Source organism: Caulobacter sp. SRI_008 (assembly GCF_057586355.1).
In genome coordinates, this window is the sequence record NZ_JBYCZS010000020.1 from 114,977 (window position 1) to 132,847 (window position 17,871).

14 protein-coding genes are annotated in these 17,871 nt (G+C 70.2%); 3 read left to right on the top strand and 11 right to left on the bottom strand.

The window, feature by feature from the left end:
- Positions 1–140 precede the first annotated feature (140 nt).
- The 5 genes from AC2YHT_RS18100 to AC2YHT_RS18120 form a co-directional block, all read right to left on the bottom strand.
- Positions 141–281, bottom strand: a complete 141-nt coding sequence (locus AC2YHT_RS18100) for a hypothetical protein (RefSeq protein WP_487291156.1) — start codon at positions 279–281, stop codon at positions 141–143.
- 35 nt (positions 282–316) lie between these two features.
- Positions 317–1,594 carry an RICIN domain-containing protein gene (locus AC2YHT_RS18105; protein WP_487291158.1) on the bottom strand — a complete coding sequence of 426 codons (1,278 nt, stop codon included), beginning with the start codon at positions 1,592–1,594 and terminating at the stop codon, positions 317–319.
- A gap of 305 nt (positions 1,595–1,899) precedes the next feature.
- Positions 1,900–3,519 carry an adenylate/guanylate cyclase domain-containing protein gene (locus AC2YHT_RS18110; RefSeq protein WP_487291159.1) on the bottom strand — a complete coding sequence of 540 codons (1,620 nt, stop codon included), beginning with the start codon at positions 3,517–3,519 and terminating at the stop codon, positions 1,900–1,902.
- A 130-nt stretch (positions 3,520–3,649) separates the two neighbouring features.
- Positions 3,650–4,069, bottom strand: coding sequence for a hypothetical protein (locus tag AC2YHT_RS18115; RefSeq protein ID WP_487291161.1), 420 nt, complete (start codon positions 4,067–4,069; stop codon positions 3,650–3,652).
- 26 nt (positions 4,070–4,095) lie between these two features.
- Positions 4,096–6,120: a TIR domain-containing protein gene (locus tag AC2YHT_RS18120; protein WP_487291163.1), complete on the bottom strand. Its 2,025-nt coding sequence runs from the start codon at positions 6,118–6,120 to the stop codon at positions 4,096–4,098.
- 43 nt (positions 6,121–6,163) lie between these two features.
- On the opposite strand from AC2YHT_RS18120, the gene AC2YHT_RS18125 reads away from it, so the two are divergent.
- Complete coding sequence (locus AC2YHT_RS18125) at positions 6,164–6,922, top strand: Crp/Fnr family transcriptional regulator (RefSeq protein WP_487291165.1); 759 nt, start codon at positions 6,164–6,166, stop codon at positions 6,920–6,922.
- Here the strand turns inward: AC2YHT_RS18125 and treF are convergent.
- The 6 genes from treF to ligD all read right to left on the bottom strand — a co-directional run bounded on the left by treF (position 6,919) and on the right by ligD (position 16,706).
- The gene (gene treF, locus AC2YHT_RS18130; RefSeq protein ID WP_487291166.1) at positions 6,919–8,511 is read right to left on the bottom strand and encodes an alpha,alpha-trehalase TreF; all 1,593 of its coding nucleotides are present in this window, start codon (positions 8,509–8,511) and stop codon (positions 6,919–6,921) included. The two genes, AC2YHT_RS18125 and treF, sit on opposite strands and share 4 nt — an antisense overlap.
- A gap of 109 nt (positions 8,512–8,620) precedes the next feature.
- On the bottom strand, positions 8,621–11,197 hold the full coding sequence (locus AC2YHT_RS18135; protein ID WP_487291168.1) for a TonB-dependent receptor: 2,577 nt from the start codon (positions 11,195–11,197) through the stop codon (positions 8,621–8,623).
- A 59-nt stretch (positions 11,198–11,256) separates the two neighbouring features.
- The gene (locus tag AC2YHT_RS18140; protein ID WP_487291169.1) at positions 11,257–12,378 is read right to left on the bottom strand and encodes a FecR family protein; all 1,122 of its coding nucleotides are present in this window, start codon (positions 12,376–12,378) and stop codon (positions 11,257–11,259) included.
- Complete coding sequence (locus AC2YHT_RS18145) at positions 12,375–12,923, bottom strand: RNA polymerase sigma factor (protein WP_487291170.1); 549 nt, start codon at positions 12,921–12,923, stop codon at positions 12,375–12,377. Before AC2YHT_RS18145 ends, AC2YHT_RS18140 begins: the two co-directional genes overlap by 4 nt.
- A gap of 50 nt (positions 12,924–12,973) precedes the next feature.
- Positions 12,974–14,002, bottom strand: a complete 1,029-nt coding sequence (locus tag AC2YHT_RS18150) for an acyltransferase family protein (RefSeq protein ID WP_487291171.1) — start codon at positions 14,000–14,002, stop codon at positions 12,974–12,976.
- Positions 14,003–14,042: 40 nt separating this feature from the next.
- Positions 14,043–16,706 (bottom strand): DNA ligase D, encoded by a 2,664-nt coding sequence (gene ligD / locus AC2YHT_RS18155; protein ID WP_487291172.1) that lies wholly within the window; start codon positions 16,704–16,706, stop codon positions 14,043–14,045.
- 167 nt (positions 16,707–16,873) lie between these two features.
- Between ligD and AC2YHT_RS18160 the strand changes: the two genes are divergently transcribed.
- Both AC2YHT_RS18160 and AC2YHT_RS18165 read left to right on the top strand, forming a co-directional pair.
- A complete protein-coding gene (locus AC2YHT_RS18160) occupies positions 16,874–17,689 on the top strand; it encodes a 2-keto-4-pentenoate hydratase (protein ID WP_487291173.1) in 816 nt (271 codons plus the stop codon).
- 61 nt (positions 17,690–17,750) lie between these two features.
- Positions 17,751–17,871: hypothetical protein (locus AC2YHT_RS18165; protein ID WP_487291186.1), on the top strand; the 121-nt coding region annotated here is incomplete at its 3' end.

The window sequence follows — 17,871 nt, forward strand, 5'->3', positions numbered from 1 at the left end:
CCCGCCCAGCCGGACGACGCTTGCCGGTTAGCACGCCGTCGCGTCGCGGCTCGCGGAATCGCGACGCCGCCCTCCTGGACGCCCCAAGCCAGACGGTTTCGCCCGGTCGACATGCAGGCAAGCCACTTTTTGAGCGTGGGCTAGTGGATTTCCCGGGCCAGGGCGCGGGCGACCAGTTCGCTGGCCTGGCGGCAGCGATCCAGCGGCGGCCCGCGACGGGGCGCGAAGACGGCTTCGGCGCGGTCGGGGCGCTCCGCTCCTGGCGCTTCGGCCAAGGTCACCAGCGACCGCTCGGGTCCGGGAGGCGAGATCGACCTCATGGGCAGGCCGCGTCGAAGGCGCGGGTCTCGGCCTCGAACTCGCCCAGCGCCGCCTCGGCCTGATCGGCCATGCGCCGCCAGGCCGCCAGCACGCCGTCGATGTCGGCCTCAGTGGTCCCGGGCGCGTCGAGACCCGCTTCCAGATCGTCCAGTACGGCGTTCCAGTCGCCGCGCAGGCCGCGAACGCCGGCGACCGTGCGGGCCAGCTCCGCCGCCGAGGCGATCAGGTCGTAGAGCCCGGTCTCGCGGCGCGAGCGCGGCGTGGGCGTGAAGGCCCATTGCTGCGACGGCAGACCGGTCTTTTCCCAGAGCCGCAGCTCGGCCCCGGCCTGCACCCCGCCCTCGCCGCCGACATCCAGCGCGTGGCTGGGAAAAGCGACGTTCTCGATGCAGGCGCCCTGGCGCGGCGGGATCAGGAAGAGATCGGCGCGCTGCGGCAGGCCGTCCAGCGGTCCGACGCGGGGCCGCGGCCCCTCGCTGACCAGCGGGAAGCCGAACGGCGTCGAGGCGTTGGCCAGGGTCCACAGCTTCTCGTCGGGCGAGATGTGCAGATGCAGCCCCGGGTCGGCCGCCGATTGCAGGCGATGGGAGTCGGAGGCCGCGTCGTGACGCAGACGCCAGAACTGGCGGGCCGCGCCGCCCTTCACCGGCTCCAGATGGGCCTGGCCGTCGTCGTCATAGGCCAGGCAGAGTTCGGGGGCCTCGCGCAGCGAGATACGCACGGCCGGATCGCGCTCGAAGGCGGCGAACAGGGCGGCGAAGGCCCCGGCCCGGGTGGCGAAGTCGCGCATGCGGGCGGCGAGCGCGGTGGCGCGATCGGCGCGCATACGCACCTGAAGGCGCAGCGCCTCCAGCGCGGCCTCGCGCTCCGGGCTCAGCAGCTTGCGATAGGACAGCGGCGCGACGTCCCGGCCGTAGGAGACGAGGTCGCGGGCGAAGGCGGCCATGCCGAGCTGCAGGTCGAGCCCCTGCCCTTCCAGCATGGCGTCGAGCTCGGTCCAGGCGTCGAACAGCCGCTGGCCCTCGGCCGACAGGTCGCCGGGCTCGATGCGCTCGGCGCCGCGTCGCGGCTCCAGCGCCGGACCGACCACTTCTCCGAGGAAACCCACGATGTCACGGCGTTGGCGCGAGGCCTTCAGGGCCGCGCGGGTGTCGGCGGCGACCCGCCCGAGGGCGGCGACGTCACGCCAGTCGGCGAGGCCGAGGTCGAACAGGGAACCGACAGCGCCGGACCGTCCGCTGGCGTCGCCCGCGAAAAGCAGCAGGCCGGTCATCCCCGCCCCCGCGTCTGGTCCTGAACCTGTCGCAAACCCCTCGTCTCCGCACTGGGGTCGGCGATGGGTCGCTCACGGCGCGCCGCAAGCGACCCCCGCCCCGCATGCGAGAAGCCCCCCAAGACTCTCTCGCGCGCCAATGGCCTGGAAAACCCGGAGCCGTCATGGCGGGACGGCTCCGGGTCCCTTCGATCGCGCGACGTCCGCTCTGGAGGCTTTTGGCCCGGCCGCCCGTGATCTGCGACACGATGTCTCAACCGCCGCTAGGCAGCTGTGCAATTTGTCACAGGGCCGAAGCTTAGCGCTCAGCGGCGGGAAAGATTGAAGATCGACAGCGGCGGAAAGCTCTTACGCAGCTTGGTTCTGCCGACATAACCGCAGCGAAATCTGTCGGCGTGGCTGGTCGCCAGGGCGCCGGCCATGGCCTCGCTGACATAGACCGCGCCGGGGGCGACGTCGGGCTCGATTCGGGCCGCGACGACGACATGGGCGCCGACCACCGCCTGGGCGCCGGTGATCGGGTTCACCCGCAGGTGCACCGGCCCGTAGTGGCCGCCGATGCGCAAACCCAGGTGCCGGGGCAGGCCCCGGGCGCGCAGGTTCAGGCGGCGGTGGGCCTCGAGCAACGCCAGCGCCGCCTCAGCGGCGTCGGACGGCTGGCCGAACACCAGGAAGACGCCGTCGCCCCAGGTCTCGACATGCTCGGGCGGCGCGGCGAGGCCGCCGATCGCCTCGGCCATGCCGGCCATCACAACCTCGAAGAAGGCCGGCACCTGGTCGTCGCGTAGCGCGCCGAAGCCGCGCACGTCGATGAACAGCATGGCCTTGACCCCTCGCTCGCCATCGGCGCCGTCGGCGACGGGCGGGCGGGCTTCTGGCTCGGGGCGCTCGAAGGGCAGGATCGCCTGCGGCCGGCCGGTCTCGCGCCAGTAGGCGACGTCGGCGGCGGCGCCGGCGGGACCGACGGCCGAGCGCCCGTCCCAGACCGCGACCTGCACGGCCTCGGTCGATAGGCCCTCGGCCCGCAGGATGGCGCAGCCGGCGGCGAACCGACTGGCGTAGGCGAAGACCTCGTCGTCGCCGGCATAGGGGTCGCGGGATGCAAAGCGCACCGAGGCGGCGCGGGCCAGGCAGGCGTCGAACCGGCCCACCCAGCGCTCGCCGAATGGCCGCACCGAGGTCTCGATATAGGAGGTCAGCGACACGGGCGCGACGACGTGCAGTTCGGCCCCGGCGGCCAGCAGGGCCTCGGCCCACAGGATGTCGGCCCCTGCGGCCAGGCCGCCATAGCCGAAGCCGACGCGCTGGGCGCGCAGGACGTCGGCCATCCGGGCCTTCAGCGCCGCCTCTTCAGCGGGATCGCCGGCGGCGAACATGTGGCCGGTGAACTGGGCGGCGGCGGGCGGTCGCAGGATCTCCAGCCAGGCGGTCGGCCCGGCGGTCTCGGCGGCGATCATGGTCAGCTGCCGAAGGGTCGAGGCGTGGGACGAGACGCTGGAGGGGGCGCAGGCCACGGCCTTGGCCAGCATGTCGGCGGCGGCCTCGCGGCGGCCCAGCAGGAACAGGGCTTCGGCCCGGCTGGCGCGGTCGAAATAGCCGGCCTCGCCGTCGCTCGGATCACCGGCGTGCTCAAGAGCCAGGGCGGCGAGCTGGGCGGAGAGGCGCGCGTCGCCGGCGACGAGGCTCATGGTGGCGGCGTTGACGAGGCCATAGCGCCCTCCGCCATTGGCGGCGGCGGCGGAATAGCCTCTGGCGGAAGCGCGGGCGAAGGCTCTGCGGCGCGCGCCGGCGGCGCCCAGGGCCACGTCCTTGAGCAGCCGCGCGCCGAGCGAAAGCGCTTCGGCGTCGTCGGAGGCGGCCAGGTCCAGCCGCACATATTCGGATCGGGCGAAGTCGGTCGCCCCGGCCCTGGCCAGGGAAAGCACGGCGGCGTGCGCCAGGACAAGCGAGCGGTCGCCGTCGTCCAGCGACCGCCGCGCCAGGTCATAGGCCTGAAGATGCTCGCCGCGCCGAAGCAGCGCGGCGAGCTCGTCGAATGACGTCAGGTCGGACAGATCAGGTGCCGGTGCCGTTTTCGATCAGCGGATCCAGGTCGATGGCCTGGCCCAGCGCGTCGAGCATGAACAGGCTGTAGACGAAGATGCCCTGGCGCTTGCATTCGAACACCACCTTGAACGCGGCGTAGGGAATGCCCTCGGCGTTCGGATCGGGATTGTACTTGGTCCAGGTGTAGCTGGAGAAGTTCTGGCCCCAGTCGTTCTCGAACGAGATCGGCGTCGGCTGGAAGCGCCAGCCCTTTTCCAGAAGATCGTCGCTGAGGCGGAACTTCAGGAGGCAGCGCTCCGAAAGGTCCAGGTCCAGGAGTTCGGGCGGATTGGGCCCGACGTCCATGAAGCTCAGGTTGTCGGGATTGAGACCGACGATGACTTCGACGATCTTATCGGGCTCGGGCCCGGTGACAGTGCTGCCTTGCATAAGAAAAATTCCCCCTTGAGGCGAGTTTAACCTAGAGGTGAATCGCGCCAAAACGCAACAAACTCAGGCTTCGCATAACCTTGTGCGCGGAGTTCGCGGACGATGGCCGACGCATCCTCGGCACGGCCCAGGCGAGATAGCGCCCGCGCGAGGATATCGCGCCCCTCCGGCGAAAGCGATTCCCGCTGCGGCCACAACAGCCGCTCGACGTCGGCGGCCCTGCCCTGCGTAAGGCGGGCCACGCCGAGCAACATGGCCTCGCGGTCGGCGTCGCCCTTGACGCCCGGCCGGGCCGCCAGCGAGCGTTCGATCTCGTCCGCCGCGGCCTTGGCCAGGTCGGGCCGGCCATCGATCTCGGCCAGCCTGATGGCCTCGACGCGCAGACGCCCGCTGAGCTTGGCGGTCCAGGCATAGACCTCCGGATTGAGCGCTCTCAGCTTGGCCAGCCGCACGCCCGCCCGCGCGTGTATTGACCGCGCTGCAACGAGGTCGCCTCTGGCCATCGCCAGGTCGAACGCGTCCATGTCGGCCGTCGCGGTGTATTCCAGCCACGTGGCGTTCTGGGGATCCAGCGCCACCAGGTCGGCGAAGCCACGACCGGCCTCTTCGACAAGGCGATCGGCTTCCTGGGTCCGCCCCAACTCCAGGGCTCGCCGGGCCAGGGCCAACTGGCCGGCATAAACCTTGGCGGCCAGCGGCCGGTTGTCGGGCTCCTTGGCGGCCTGCGCCTTGAGATGGGCTTGGGCGGCCGCCCGCGCGGCATAGGCGTCCCGCACGCGCCCCAGCCGCTGCAGGCAGTCGGAGACCCAGCCATGGGTGTCGGCCAGGTCGAGCACGTGGGTTCGTTCATCCGGCGCGGCGCGGTTGGCGGCGGCGAACCGGTCGCGGGCGTCGATGAACATCGCCAGGGCGTCCTTGAGCCGCCCCTGCTCGTACAGCAGGGTGCCCAGGTTGCTGCGTGCGTAGGCGACCTCCAGCCGCCACTCGGCGTTGGCCGGATCCAGGCGCGTCAGCCGCTCGGCCAGCTCGCCGTAGCGGCGGAACCCGGCCTCGGCGTCGGTCGCCCGCGCCAGGCGCCAGTCCACATAGGCCAGCCAGAAGACGTTCTGGGCATGGTCGTAAAGCCTCTTGCCGTCCTCGGGCGCGCGGTTCGACAGGGCCCCCGAGGTTTGAGCGGCCTGCGAGAAGGCCTGGCGCGCGCCCTTCAGGTCGCCTCGCTTGACGCGGACCTCGCCCAGCAGGGTCTGGGCCTTGGCCTGCTGGGCCAGTTCCGTATCGTCCAGGTCGCCGGTGCGCACGTGGGCGTAGTGGGCGAGCGCCCGGGCGCCGACGCCGTCGAGCACGTCCAGCCGGCCCACCGGCTCCAGCTTCTTGCGAAGATCGCCCAGCATATAGGCCACCAGGTCCTCGGCCTCGGCCCTTTGAGCGTCGGCCTCACGGCGGGCGTCGACGGCGATCAGGGCCAGGGCGCCGGTCACCACCGCCACGCCGAGCGCGCCGGTGGTGACGGCCGCCATCCACCGGGTGCGGCGGCGCGCGTCGCGTTGGATCAGGCTGTCCAGCCGCGTCCCCAGAAGGGTCGCGGCGATCTTCATGAAGGCCAGTCGGCGTCCGTCGCCGCCTGGGCGGATGTCGGCCGCCAGAGGCTCGCCCCCCGGCGGCAGCGCCTCGCGCAGAGCCTGCGGCAGGCAGTCGACGACCTCTCCCCCGCCTTCCGGCGCGTCGACCAGCAGGCAGATCACCTGCTGCGGCCCGTGGGTCGACAGGAAGCAGCGGATCTCCTCGCCGACCCATTTGGAGCGGCGGGCGGCCTCGGAACAGACGACGATCAGGAACTCGGAATGGTCCAGGGCGGTGCGAATCGCCTCGCCCAGATCGGCGGCGGCGGACAGTTCGGCGCGATCACGGAAGATCGGACGCAGCGGACGGCCGGCGGCCGCCCCCACGCCCTTGGGAGGACGATAGGCCTCCAAGCCCTTGTGCAGCCAGTCGACGAGCTTGCCGTCGCCATGGCTGTAGCTGATGAAGGCCTTGTAGTTTAAGTCCCCCATTGCCCCTCGACTCTCCCCGCACGCGAACTCTGGAGCGGCGATTATGGACTCATCCGTCACCGCGAGCACCCCGCACGCCGCAGCTTACGGCGATAACGCCTTCCGGCTGCAGGCGCTGACGGACAGTCGGCTCCTGCGCCACATGAACCCGGCCGAGATCGAAGCCCTGGTGCCAAGGGTCGAAATCCTGTCGGTGCGGCGCGGCGCGCGGCTGGTCCAGCGCCACGATCCGGGCGGCGCGGTCTACATCGTGATCAGCGGACTGCTGCTGGTGAACCAGTACGCCCGCTCGGGCCGCGAGGTCGGTTATCGCCGCCTGCAGCCGGGGTCGTACTTCGGCGAGATCGCCGCCATCGACCGCCTGCCGCGCTCGGCCAACGTCACCGCCCTGACCGAATCCATCGTCGGCCGCCTGCCCGAGCCGCTGGTCGCCGAACTGATCGCCGGCGCGCCCAACTTCACCCGCGCGGTGCTGGAGGACCTGGCGGCCATGGTCCGGGCGCTGAGCAGCCGGGTGTTTGAGCTGAACGCCGTCTCCGCCCCCTGCCGCGTGCAGATGGAACTGGTGCGCCTGGCCACCGAGGCCGGCATCGAGGAGAATCAGGCGGTGCTCGCCAAGGCCCCGACCCACGCCGAGATCGCCGTCCTGGCCGGCGCCCAGCGCGAAGCCGTGACCCGCGAGCTGAACCGCCTTGAGGCGCGCCGGCTGATCGCCAAGCAGGGCCGCACCCTGACCATCCTCAATGTCGACGGCCTGGTCGAGGAGATCGAGCGCCTGGGCGGCGACGAGCCGGAGCTCTAGTTCCCAGCGCCCTCCTGAAGCGCCCGCGTCACGCCGTTGGTCCAGCCGAAGCCGTCCTGCAGCGGGTACTCCCCGCCCCCGCCGGCCTTGGCCTCCTCGACGTCGTACTTCTCCAGCATCTTGCCGCTGGCCCGGTATTCGCGCTCGACCGTGGCCAGCCAGCGATCCGAAATGTCCGACGCCAGGGCCGTCTCGCCGTAGCGACGCAAGCCGGCGACGGCCACCCACTGCAAGGGCGCCCAGCCGTTTGGGGTGTCCCACTGCTGGCCGGTGCGGCGGGTCGTGGTGCGCAGGCCGCCCGAGGCCAGAAGCTGGGCACGGGCAGCGGTCGCCACCGCCTTGGCCTGGTCGGGCGAGGCCGCCCCGGCGAACAGCGGGTAGAGGGTGGCGGCGCTGAGGGCGTCGATCCGCTCGCCGCCGGTCCACAGCCAGTCGAGATAGACCCCGCGCGAGGCGTCCCACAGCACGACGTCCATGGCCGCCTTGCGGGCCTTGGCCCGGCCGTCGAACTCGGCGACGCAAGGCGCGTCGGCGATGCGGGCGCAGCCGGCCGAGATCGCCGTCTCCAGGCCGTACATCAGGCTGTTGAGGTCGACCGGGACGATCGCTGTCGTGCGGATGGTCTTCAGATGCTCGCCATCGGCCATCCAGCGTGAGGAGAAGTCCCAGCCGCTCTCGGCCCCGGCCCGCAGGTCGCGGAAGACGTCGCCGGGCGGACGTCCGGTGGCCAGCGAGGCCTCGCGGGCGGTCTCCAGATCCTCGCGGTAGGACTCGTCGCGCGGCGTGACGCGGTCGTCGTAGTAGCGGTTCAGCACCGCCCCGCCCGGCAGGGCGACGACGCGGCGATACGCCCTGCCCGGCGCAACGGTCTTCTCGCCGTCCATCCAGAAGGCGTGTTCGCGCCGCATCAGGTCGACGCGGGCCTTGACCACCGCCGGGTCGGTCGCCTCGGACAGACCGACCATGGCGTAGAAGAACGGCGGCTGCGAGCGGCTGAGATAATAGGTCCGGGCGCCGTTGGGGATGTGGCCGTAGGCGTCGATCAGCCCGCCGAAGTCGTCGATCATGCTTTCGACCAGGTCTGAGCGCCCGTCGAGCTTCAGGCCCAGCATCGTGAAGTAGCTGTCCCAGTAGTAGATCTCGCGGAAGCGCCCGCCGGGCACGACGAAGGGCTTGTCCATCGCCAGGGCAGAGCCGCCGGCCACGGGCTTGACCGGCTCGCGGGTCAGGTGCGGCCACAGGGCGGCGACGTGGGCCTTGAGCGTGGTGCGCTCGGCGCTGGGCGCGGGCTCCGCGCCGGCCTCGGGCACGACGAAGTTGGCGCGTACGAAGCGCTTCAGCTCGGCGTCGGTGAAGCGGGCATGGGCGCGGTAGGCCTTCAAGATGGCGGCTGGGTCGCGCCTGGGCGTCGCGTCGACGAAGGTCTTGCCGTCCGGGAACAGCCGCCGCGTCTGCACCTGGTGGAAGAGCTCCTGGTAGGTGTCGGCCGGCGTCGGGACCTCCGCCGCCGGGGTCTGCGCCACGGCCAAGGGCGTCAGCGCCGTCCAGGCCGCTGCGGAGACGACGGCGAGCAGGCGGGCGCGGATCATCGGGGCCTCATCGAAGAAAAAAGGACGCATCGAACAAAAAGAACGCGGGCCGGCAGGGAGGAAAGCCGGCCCGCGCGCAGGAACCTGCAGGACAGAACCCGCGAGATGGCTAGAAGTTGTAGCCCACGCTCAGGCGCACCGACCGCCCCAGGATCGGCCGGGCGTTGGCGCCGCTGGTCGAGCGCGGATCGCCTTCGGTCAGGCCGTGGCTGTCGGTGAGATTGTCGCCGGCGATCTGGACGTCGAAGGCGCCCACCCGGAAGATCGCGCCGAGATCGAGCTTCTCGTAGCCCTTCAGCACCTGGGTGTTGGCGTTGTCGGCGTAGCGGTCGTCGACGGCGCTGAGGGTGCCGTAGAAGGTGGCGTCCACCGTGCCGAGCGCGACGTCCCAGCTGGGGGTAAAGCGGATCTGCCAATCGGGCTGACGCTGGGCGCTGTTGCCGGCGTTGGCGGGGATCGACGACTGCTTGATCTCGGTCTTCTGGAAGGTGCCGTTCAACGCCAGCGACAGGCCGAAGTCCGACTTCCAGCGGCCATCCAGCTCGACGCCGTGGGCCTTGTTGGTGTTGCTTTCCTGGATACCGCCGACATCGGCGAACTTGGCGCCCTTGAACTCGTTGGCGAAGCCGGTGGCGTAGAGCTCGAACGGCCCGCTGCGCAGCTTGTAGCCCAATTCGTACTGGTCGACCTTCAGGGTGTCGGTCAGGTTTTCGCGGAAGTTGTCGAAGCTGGGGAACTTGTAACCCCGCGAATAGCGCACGAAGACGCCGGACACGTCGTTGAGGTCGTAGTTGGCGCCGGCCGTGTAGGACGTCTTGCTGTGGCTGTAGTCGGTGGTGCGGATGGCCAGGCCGTCCGGATAGCCATTGCCGTCGTCGACCACGTAGTCGGTCTTGAACCGCTCGCGGCGCACCCCGAGGTCGATGCGGAGCTTCTCGGTGGCTTGCCAGGAGTCCGCCAGGTAGAGCGCGTCCACCCGCCCGTCGCCGGCCGAGACCAGGCCATAGTTCCAGCACCCCGATCCGCTGCCGGCGGTGGCCAGGTTGGCGCAGGTGATCCCCGTCGCCAGGTAGTCGCCGTTGGCCTTGACCTGCATCGGCCGGAAGTTGCCGATGGTCCAGAAGTCGTCCGACGAGAAGCTGGAGGCGTAGTAGCCAGCCGAAAGCTCGTGCGTCCCGAAGCTCTTGGAGACGCTGAAGTCGTTGGTCAGCGCCTCGATCTCCTTCTCGACGATCCAGGCGCCCCAGTTCTGCACGTAGTCACTGGAGCCGAGGGTCGCGCCGCCGCGCGTGGTCACGGCCGAGCCGGTCACCGCGGCGACCGAGGCGGCCGTCACCGCCCCGCCGTCGGGCACCAGGCCGTAGGTGTTGGCGTCGCCCTTGGTGAAGCTGAAGCGGTCGCGCACCGTCCAGCCATCGCCGAACTCGTGCTCGAAGCTGCCGCCGACCACATAGCCCTTCCAGCCCCGGCGGTCGGCCAGGTCGAACTGCCGGGTCGTGCCGTCGGCGTTCACCTGCAGGGTCTGGTGGCGCGAAAGCTCGCCGATCTGGGTGTAGGTCCCCTTGTCGACGCCGGGCACGTTGATGGCGAACGGCAGGTACCAGGCGCCGTGGTCGTCGGTGGCGCGGGCGTAGAGGTTGATCTTGCCGTTCTCCAGCTTCTTGGTGAGGTTCACCGTGAACTGCTGGCCCTTCTCGCTGTCGAACTGGGTGTCGCGCACGCCGGGCGAGCGGGTGACGTAGCCGCCGACCATGAAGAACAGGTCGTCGGCCAGCTTGCCGCTGACCACGCCGTCGACGCGGCGCAGGCCGTAATCGGAGGTCGAGGCCTTGATCAGGCCCTTGGTGTCCTCGCCGCCTTCCTTGAGCATGAAGTTGGTCGTCAGGCCCGGCTGGCCGTTGGAGAAGATCGGGTTGGGGCCGCCGCGCAGGGCCTCCATCCGCGAGATCGTCTCGTCGACGCGGAAGATCGACGAGTTCTCGAGGAACGACAGGGTCGAGGGCGGATAGATCGGCGCGCCCTGCAGCTGGATGGTCAGGAACTCGGCGTCGCCGGTGGCGGGGAAGCCGCGCACGAAGACGTTGGCGCCGGCCACGCCGCCCGAGGTCTCGACCCAGACGCCGGGCACCAGGGCCAGCAGTTCGGCGCTGGACTTGGGCGAGGCCTTGGTGATGTCGGCGGCGTTGACGGTGCTGACCGCGAAGCTGGCCGACAGCTTGTCGATGCCGGCGCCGCCGGGGGTGCCGACGACGATGACTTCTTCAACTTCGGAAGGCGCTTCGGGCGGTGCGGCCTGCGGCTCGGCGGCGACGGCGGGCGTGGCCTGGGCCGTGGCGCTGGCGGCGACCAGCAGGCTGCGGCCGCGGATGGCGTAGACGCCGCTGGCGGTGGGCTGGGCCACCATGTCGGAGCCGGCCAGCAGGCGCTTCAGACCCTCTTCGGTCGAATAGCTGCCCTTCAGGCCGGCGCTGCGCTTGCCGCGCAACTGGGTCTCGTCGAAGGCCAGCTGCTGGCCCGACGTACGACCAAAGGCCCGCAGGGCGCCGCCCAGGTCCTGGGCCGGAATGTCGAAGCTGTAGGTCGCGCGCTGCTGGGCGTAGCCGGCGGTCGGCGCGGTCAGGGCCGCCAGGACGGCGGCGGTAGCGGTGGCGCCCCAGACGAGGCGGCGGTCGAAGCTCTTGCGCATCACTTCCCTCCCTCGCGCCGATCATTGTTCTTTGGCGGCGCTTTGGTGAGTGAGACGCCTCAGTCTGCGGAAGACTCACCAGCGCCGCTGATCTTTTTTTGTCCCCGGTCGTTTTGGCCCCCATCACTTTGCCGCCTGTCGATCCGCAGCACCGTCTCGCCCGGCGAAGGCTCGGCGCGCACCGGCAGCACGGCGGTGACGCCGTCGACGAAGGCCCGGGTGTCGCCCGAGGTGAAGACGCCGCTGATCTTCAGCCGGCCCACGGCCGGATCCGCGATCCGCAGCTTTTCGCGGGCGTAGCGGTTCACCCGCTCGACGGCGAGATCCATCGGCTCGTCCTGGAACACCAGCTGGCCGTTCTCCCACGAGGCTGCGCGCGACGGGTCGGTGGGCGAGACCACCGTGGTGTCGGAGGTCGTCGAGGCGACCAGTTCGTGGTCGGGGGTCAGCAGCCGCTCGGCCGGCGCGCCGTCGACCTTGACCGTGGGCGGCGGACGGCCGCGCTCCCCCTCCCCGTCCAGCACCGCCACGTGACCCTCGTAGAGCACCACGCGCATCTGGCCGGGCAGCTTCTCGACGCTGAAGGTCGTGCCGGTGGCGACCACCAGCTTGCCGTCGGCGGCCACCGAGAACGGTCGCAGCGGATCCTTGGCCACCGAGAACTTGGCGCGGCCCTCGTCGAGCCACAGCCGCCGGCGACCGCCGTCGTAGCGCACGCGCAGCACGGTGGCGGCGTCCAGGGAGGCGCGCGAGCCGTCGGGCAGCTCGACGATCCGCCGCTCGCCTTCTGTGGTGCGGTAGACGTCGGGCAGGCTGGCGCGCCAGGCGACGCCGCCGCCGGCCAGGGCCGCGACGAAGCAGGCGGCCAGCGCCCCGCCGATCACCGCTCGGCGGCCGGGCTTGCGCGACCAGCGACTGCGCTGGGCCCGGCGCAGGTCTTCCAGGGCCTCGCCGCGCAGGGCGACCATGCCGGGGCTCATCGCCTGGTCGTCGACCGCGCGCCAGGCCGACACGGCGTCGTCCAGCAGCGCGCGATGCTCCGGATCGGCGGCGAACCAGGCTTCCAGCTCGGCGTGCTCGGCGCTCGTCAGCTCGCCCTCGGCCAGGCGCACGCACCAGGCGGCGGCGACGTCCAGGGGCTCTTCGTGCGGAGCGCCGATCATGTCGTCGGGACCGTTCATTCGCCGGCCCTCGTGCGACGCGTCAGATGGCCCATGGCCTTGAGGATATGCTTCTGCACGCCGCTGGTGGTCATGCCATAGAGCTCGGCGAGTTCGGCCTGCTTCATACCCTCCAGCCGGAACAGCAGGAAGATGGCGCGGGTGCGGTCAGGCAGTTCGCGCAGGGCGTCCGACACCTCGCCCAGCCGCTCGCGCCCCATCAGCACCCGGGCCGGATCCAGCGGCTCCAGGTCGATCGGCTCGGCGCGGACGGCGGCGGTGTAGCTCGATCGCACCCGCTCGCGCCGCGCCCGGTCGCGCAGCAGGTTGGCGGCCATCTGAAAGATGTAGGCGTCGGCGTTGTCCATGGTCCGGCCGGCGTCGGTGAGGGCCAGCTTGGCGAACAGCTCCTGGGTCATGTCCTCGGCGTCGCTGTGGCTGGCGGCGCGACGCATGAAGAACGCCATCAGCGCGGGCCGATAGCGCCGATCGAGGCTCCCCAGGTCATGTTCGCTTTTCGGCCGCACGGTCCGTCTCGACAAGGTTTCCCGCAGTGCATGACGCACATCCTCGCCCGAGGCACACCGAACAACGACGATTTTTCTTTCGAGCGCCGTCAGAGCGCGTGCGTGACGCGCTTGAGCCAGGTGCGCAGCGGCGTCTCCACCCAGCGCCACGCCGCCCACGAGGCCGCCGGCAGCACGAAGAAGGCCAGCACGCAGAACCACAGCGGCAGGTCGCGCTTCCAGCCGTTGGGATAGATCGAGATCATCACGTACCAGAACGCCCAGTGCAGGGCGTAGAGCGGGTACGACACCCCGCCCAGCCGCTCGCACCAGCGCGCCAGCCGACCGCCGGGGTCATAGGCGCCCAGAAGCACCAGGACCGGGAACAGCAAGGTGGCGCAGGCGAAGTCGTAGAGGCCGTTGGCGACGCGCGTCGGCCAGACCGGCAGAACCAGTACGGTCAGCAGCAGGGCCGCCGGAACCCAGGCCTTGCGGGCCGCGAAACTTCCCCGATGCCGCCAGCACAGCCAGCCGATGGCGAAGGGGAACGAGGCGCGCAGCACGCCAAGACCGAAGGTCGCCTGGTCCCAGCCGGTCTGCAGCCCGCCCATGCCGACGGCGACGAACAGCAGGGCCGCGCCCGACAGCAGCACGAACATGATGATCGCCATGTCCGGCGCGCGGCGCAGCGGGAACCAGGCCAGGCTCACCAGCACCTCCAGGCACAGCGACCAGGCCAGCGGGTTGAACGGAAACAGCGACGGGAAAGTGCCCGCCTCCATCGGCGCGAACTTGGGGATCAGCAGCAGGCCCTTGAGGACGTCGACCACGGTCTCGACGTTCGGCCGGCCAGTCAGCAGCGCGCCGGCCACGGTGGCGATGAACAGCATCGGCCAGACCCGCACCCAGCGGGCCACCAGATAGGGCCAGAACCCGATCCGCCGCCGCTCGAAGGCGTGGGCCAGCACGAAGCCGCTGAGACAGAAGAAGAAATCCACGGCCAGATAGCCGTGCGCGAAATGCCCCCGCCGGCCCGACCAGTCGGCGATGTGGTAGAGCAGCACGCCCAGCGCCGCGACGCCGCGCAGCCCGTCCAGCGCGGTGAACCGTCCTTCGTCCTTGGTCGTCGCAAGCGTCACCAGGTGGTGGTGTCACGATGCGGGGCGCTGGGGCAAGCCCTTACCCCAGCCGCTTGATCGCCGCCTTCAGCGGCTTGCCCGCCTCGAAGTAGTCCGCCCAGGCCGTGCTCCTGGCGATCAGGTCCGGCGCGGTGCGGATCGTGAACCGCGAGGGATCCAGCCCCGCCTTCACCTGCGTCCAGTTCAGCGGCATCGACACGGTCGCCCCTGGCCTCGCCCTGACCGACAACGGGGCCACGGCCGTACTGGTGCGGTCGTTGCGCAGGTAGTCGAGGAAGATCTTCCCGGTCCGCGCCTTCTTGCTCATGGTGATCAGGTAGCGGTCGGGGTCGTCGGCGGCCAGGCGCGCGCAGACCTCGCGGGCGAAGGCCTTGGCCTGGTCCCAGGGGACCTTGTCCGACAGCGGCGTGACCACGTGCAGGCCCTTGCCGCCAGTGGTCTTGCAGAAGCTGACGAGCCCCAGTTCCTCCAGCCGGTCGCGCATCTCCCGCGCCGCCTCGATCACCGCCTCGAAGCCGACCTCGGGCGCCGGATCGAGGTCGAAGACCAGGCGGCCGGCGACCTCCGGATCGCCCGGCTGGCAGTTCCACGGATGGATCTCGACGGCGGCGATCTGGGCGGCCGCGACCAGGGCCTCGACGCGGTCGAACCTGATGTAGGGCTGGCGGTCGCCCGAAACCGTCACCGTCTCGATCAGCGACGACATCCCGCGCATGGCGTGGCGCTGAAAGAAGGTCTCGCCCTCGATGCCGTCGGGCACGCGGATCACCGAGGCCGGCCGACCCTGGATATGCGGCAGCATCCACTCGCCGACGGCGGCGTAGTAGCGGGCCAGATCGAGCTTCGTGCCCGGCTCGCCGTCACCGGCGTCGGGCCACAGGGGCTTGTCGGGCTTGGAGATCGGTAAGCCCAGCACGACGCTTTCAGACTTGGACGTCGCCGCCTTGGCGGCTTTCGGCGTCGGTTCGGCCAGTTCGGCTTTCGCGGCTGGCACGGCGTCGGCCTCGACCTCCGAAGCCGGCTTGTCCTCGCGCAGGCCCTTGAAAGCGGCCTGGCGGATCGCGCCCTCGCCCGTGAAGCCGGCATATTCGATCTCGGCGACGAGTTCGGGCTTCACCCAGTGGATGTTGGCGGCGTTCCTAGGCGCGCCCTCCCCCTCGAACGGCGAGCGGTCGGTCTCCAGCGCCTTCAGCTTGGGCAGGAGTTTAGCGACCTTGTCCTTGCCAAAGCCCGTGCCGATGCGGCCGACATGCACCAGCCTGCCGCCGCGCATCACCCCGGCGATCAGCGAGCGGAAGGCCGTTCCCGTCGTCGTCCAGCCGCCGATCACCACCTCGTGGCCGGCCCGGCACTTGGACTTGGTCCAGGTCTCGCTGCGGCCCGAGCGGTAGGCCGCATCGAGTCGCTTGGAGATAATGCCTTCCAGCTCCAGCTTGCAGGCCGACAGCAGCACCGCGTCGCCCGCCGTCTCGAAGTGGTCGACATAGCGCAGGCGAGCTTCGTCCTGCCCCAGCAGCGCCTTCAGCCGCGTCTTGCGCTCGCGCAGGGTCTGGACCCGCAGGTCCTCGCCCCCGGCGAACAGCAGGTCGAAGGCGAAGAAGATGATCTCGCCCTCCCCGCCCTCGGCCTCCCCTACCTCAGCTAGGGCCGCCTGCAAGGCCGCGAAGTCGGGCTGGCCGGCCTCGTCCAACACCACGGCCTCGCCGTCGATGACGGCGTCGGGCAGGTCGGCGGCGGCCTCGGCGATCCCGGCGAACCGTTCGGTCCAGTCCAGGCCCTTGCGGGTGCGAAGCACCGCTCGGCCGTCTTCGACGCGCAATTGCAGGCGATAGCCGTCGAACTTGATCTCGTGCGCCCAACCCGCCCCGGCCGGCGGCCGCTCGACCGACTTGCACAGCTGCGGTTCGACGAAGTCGGGCATGGCGGCGGGCTTGGCCTTTGATTTCCCGACGGCTTTCTTCGGCGCGGCCTTCTTGGGCTCGAAGCTGCGGGTCTCCTCGGCCTCCCTGGCCAGCGCCTCGCGCTCGGCCTTGGTGCGCGACTTCCAGACGGCGTCGGCCTTCCCCTTGCTCTTCAGGATGAACGGCTTGGGCGACTTGCCCGTGCCGGCGGCGATGTCGGCCATGCTTCGATCGGAAGCGATCGAGCGATCCTCCTTCAGGACGGCGTCGCCCTTGCCCGGCCGCGCGGCCTCGTCCTGGTGCTTGATCAGCAGCCAGTTGGCGCGCTTTCCCTTCCCATCCTTGGCGTTGCGGTCCCAGTTCATCCGCACCAGCACCCAGCCGCCGTGCAGCCGCTCACCCTCCAGCACGAACTTCAGCTCGCCCTTCCTCAGGGCCTTGCCGATGTCCTCGAAGCCGGGCTCAGGCGCCCAGAAGCCGCGGTCCCATAGCTGCACCGTGCCGCCGCCGTACTGGCCCTTGGGAATGGTCCCCTCGAAGTCGCCGTAGTCGAGCGGATGGTCCTCGACCTCGACCGACAGGCGCTTGTCGGCCGGATCCAGCGACGGCCCCTTGGTCACCGCCCACGACTTCAGCACCCCGTCGACCTCCAGCCGGAAATCGTAGTGCAGTCGCGTGGCGTCGTGCTTCTGGATGACGAATCGCAGGTGCGGCGACGCCGCCACCGCCCGCTCGCCGCTGGGTTCGGCGGTCTTCTGGAAATCGCGCTTGCGGCGATACTCGGCCAGCTGCGGCTGCGTCATTTCCCGTTCCTCCGCTGAAAACAAGAGTCTCTCAGTTCGAGAACGGTTCCCCTCGCCCGTGCGACGTGTTTCAGTGGACCAATTGTCAATGACACCGGTTTCCACTAGAGACAGCGCAGGTCCGATCAACGGACCGGCATTGAGTAATTCGAGGGAGGGTACGCGGCGTGACCGTTTCTGAGGCGCAGAGCGACCTATTCGCACCGGCGTCCATCGCCCCCCAATTCGTCGAAGCCCGCCGCAAGGGCGTTTCGGTTCCCGGCTATCCCGGCGGGGCCCTGCCCCAGACCATGGCCGACGGCTACGCGGTGCAGGACATCGCCATCGATCTGTGGCCAGATGAACTGGTCGGCTGGAAAGTGGGTCTCGTCCCGCCGCAGCACCGCGAGCGCCTCGGCGTCGATCGCCTGGCCGGCTGCATCTTCAAGAACAACGTCTGGGACGCGGCCGCCGAGCCGACCCCGTTCCGCGCCATCGCCGGCGGCTTCACCGCCGTCGAGGCCGAGTTCATCATCCGCCTGTCCAAGGACGCCCCCGAGGGCAAGACCGAGTGGACCGCCGAAGAAGCCGCCGAATACGTTGGCGAGCTGATCCTCGGCGTCGAGATCGCCGGCAGCCCGCTGAAGACCATCAACGAGCTGGGCCCGCCCATCGTGGTCTCCGACTTCGGCAACAACGACGGCCAGATCCTGGGTCCGGTCATCGAAAACTGGCGCGAGCTCGGCTGGGACGCCATGCCGGCCGAGACCTTCATCAACGGCGTCAGCGTCGGCAAGGGCGGCGCGGCCTCGATCCCCGGCTCGCCCCTGGCGGCCCTGGCCTTCCTGCTGGGCCACGTCGCCTCGCGCGGTCGCCCGCTGAAGAAGGGCATGATCGTCACCACCGGCGCCAGCACCGGCATTCACGACATCGCGGCCGGCGAAGAATCGACCGTAAGCTTCGGCCCGCTGGGCGAGGTGCGCTGCAAGGCGGTCCCCGCCTGACGGGACCCCGCGTCCCAGGTCGAACAACGAAAACAAAACTAGGGTAAGGAAGACGACGTCGATGGACATCCCCGCGGCTCCCGCGCCATCCGAGAAGATCGGTCGCTATCGCTGGGTGATCGTCAGCCTGCTGTTCGCGGCGATGGTCATCAACTATGTGGACCGGCAGACGATCGGGCTCT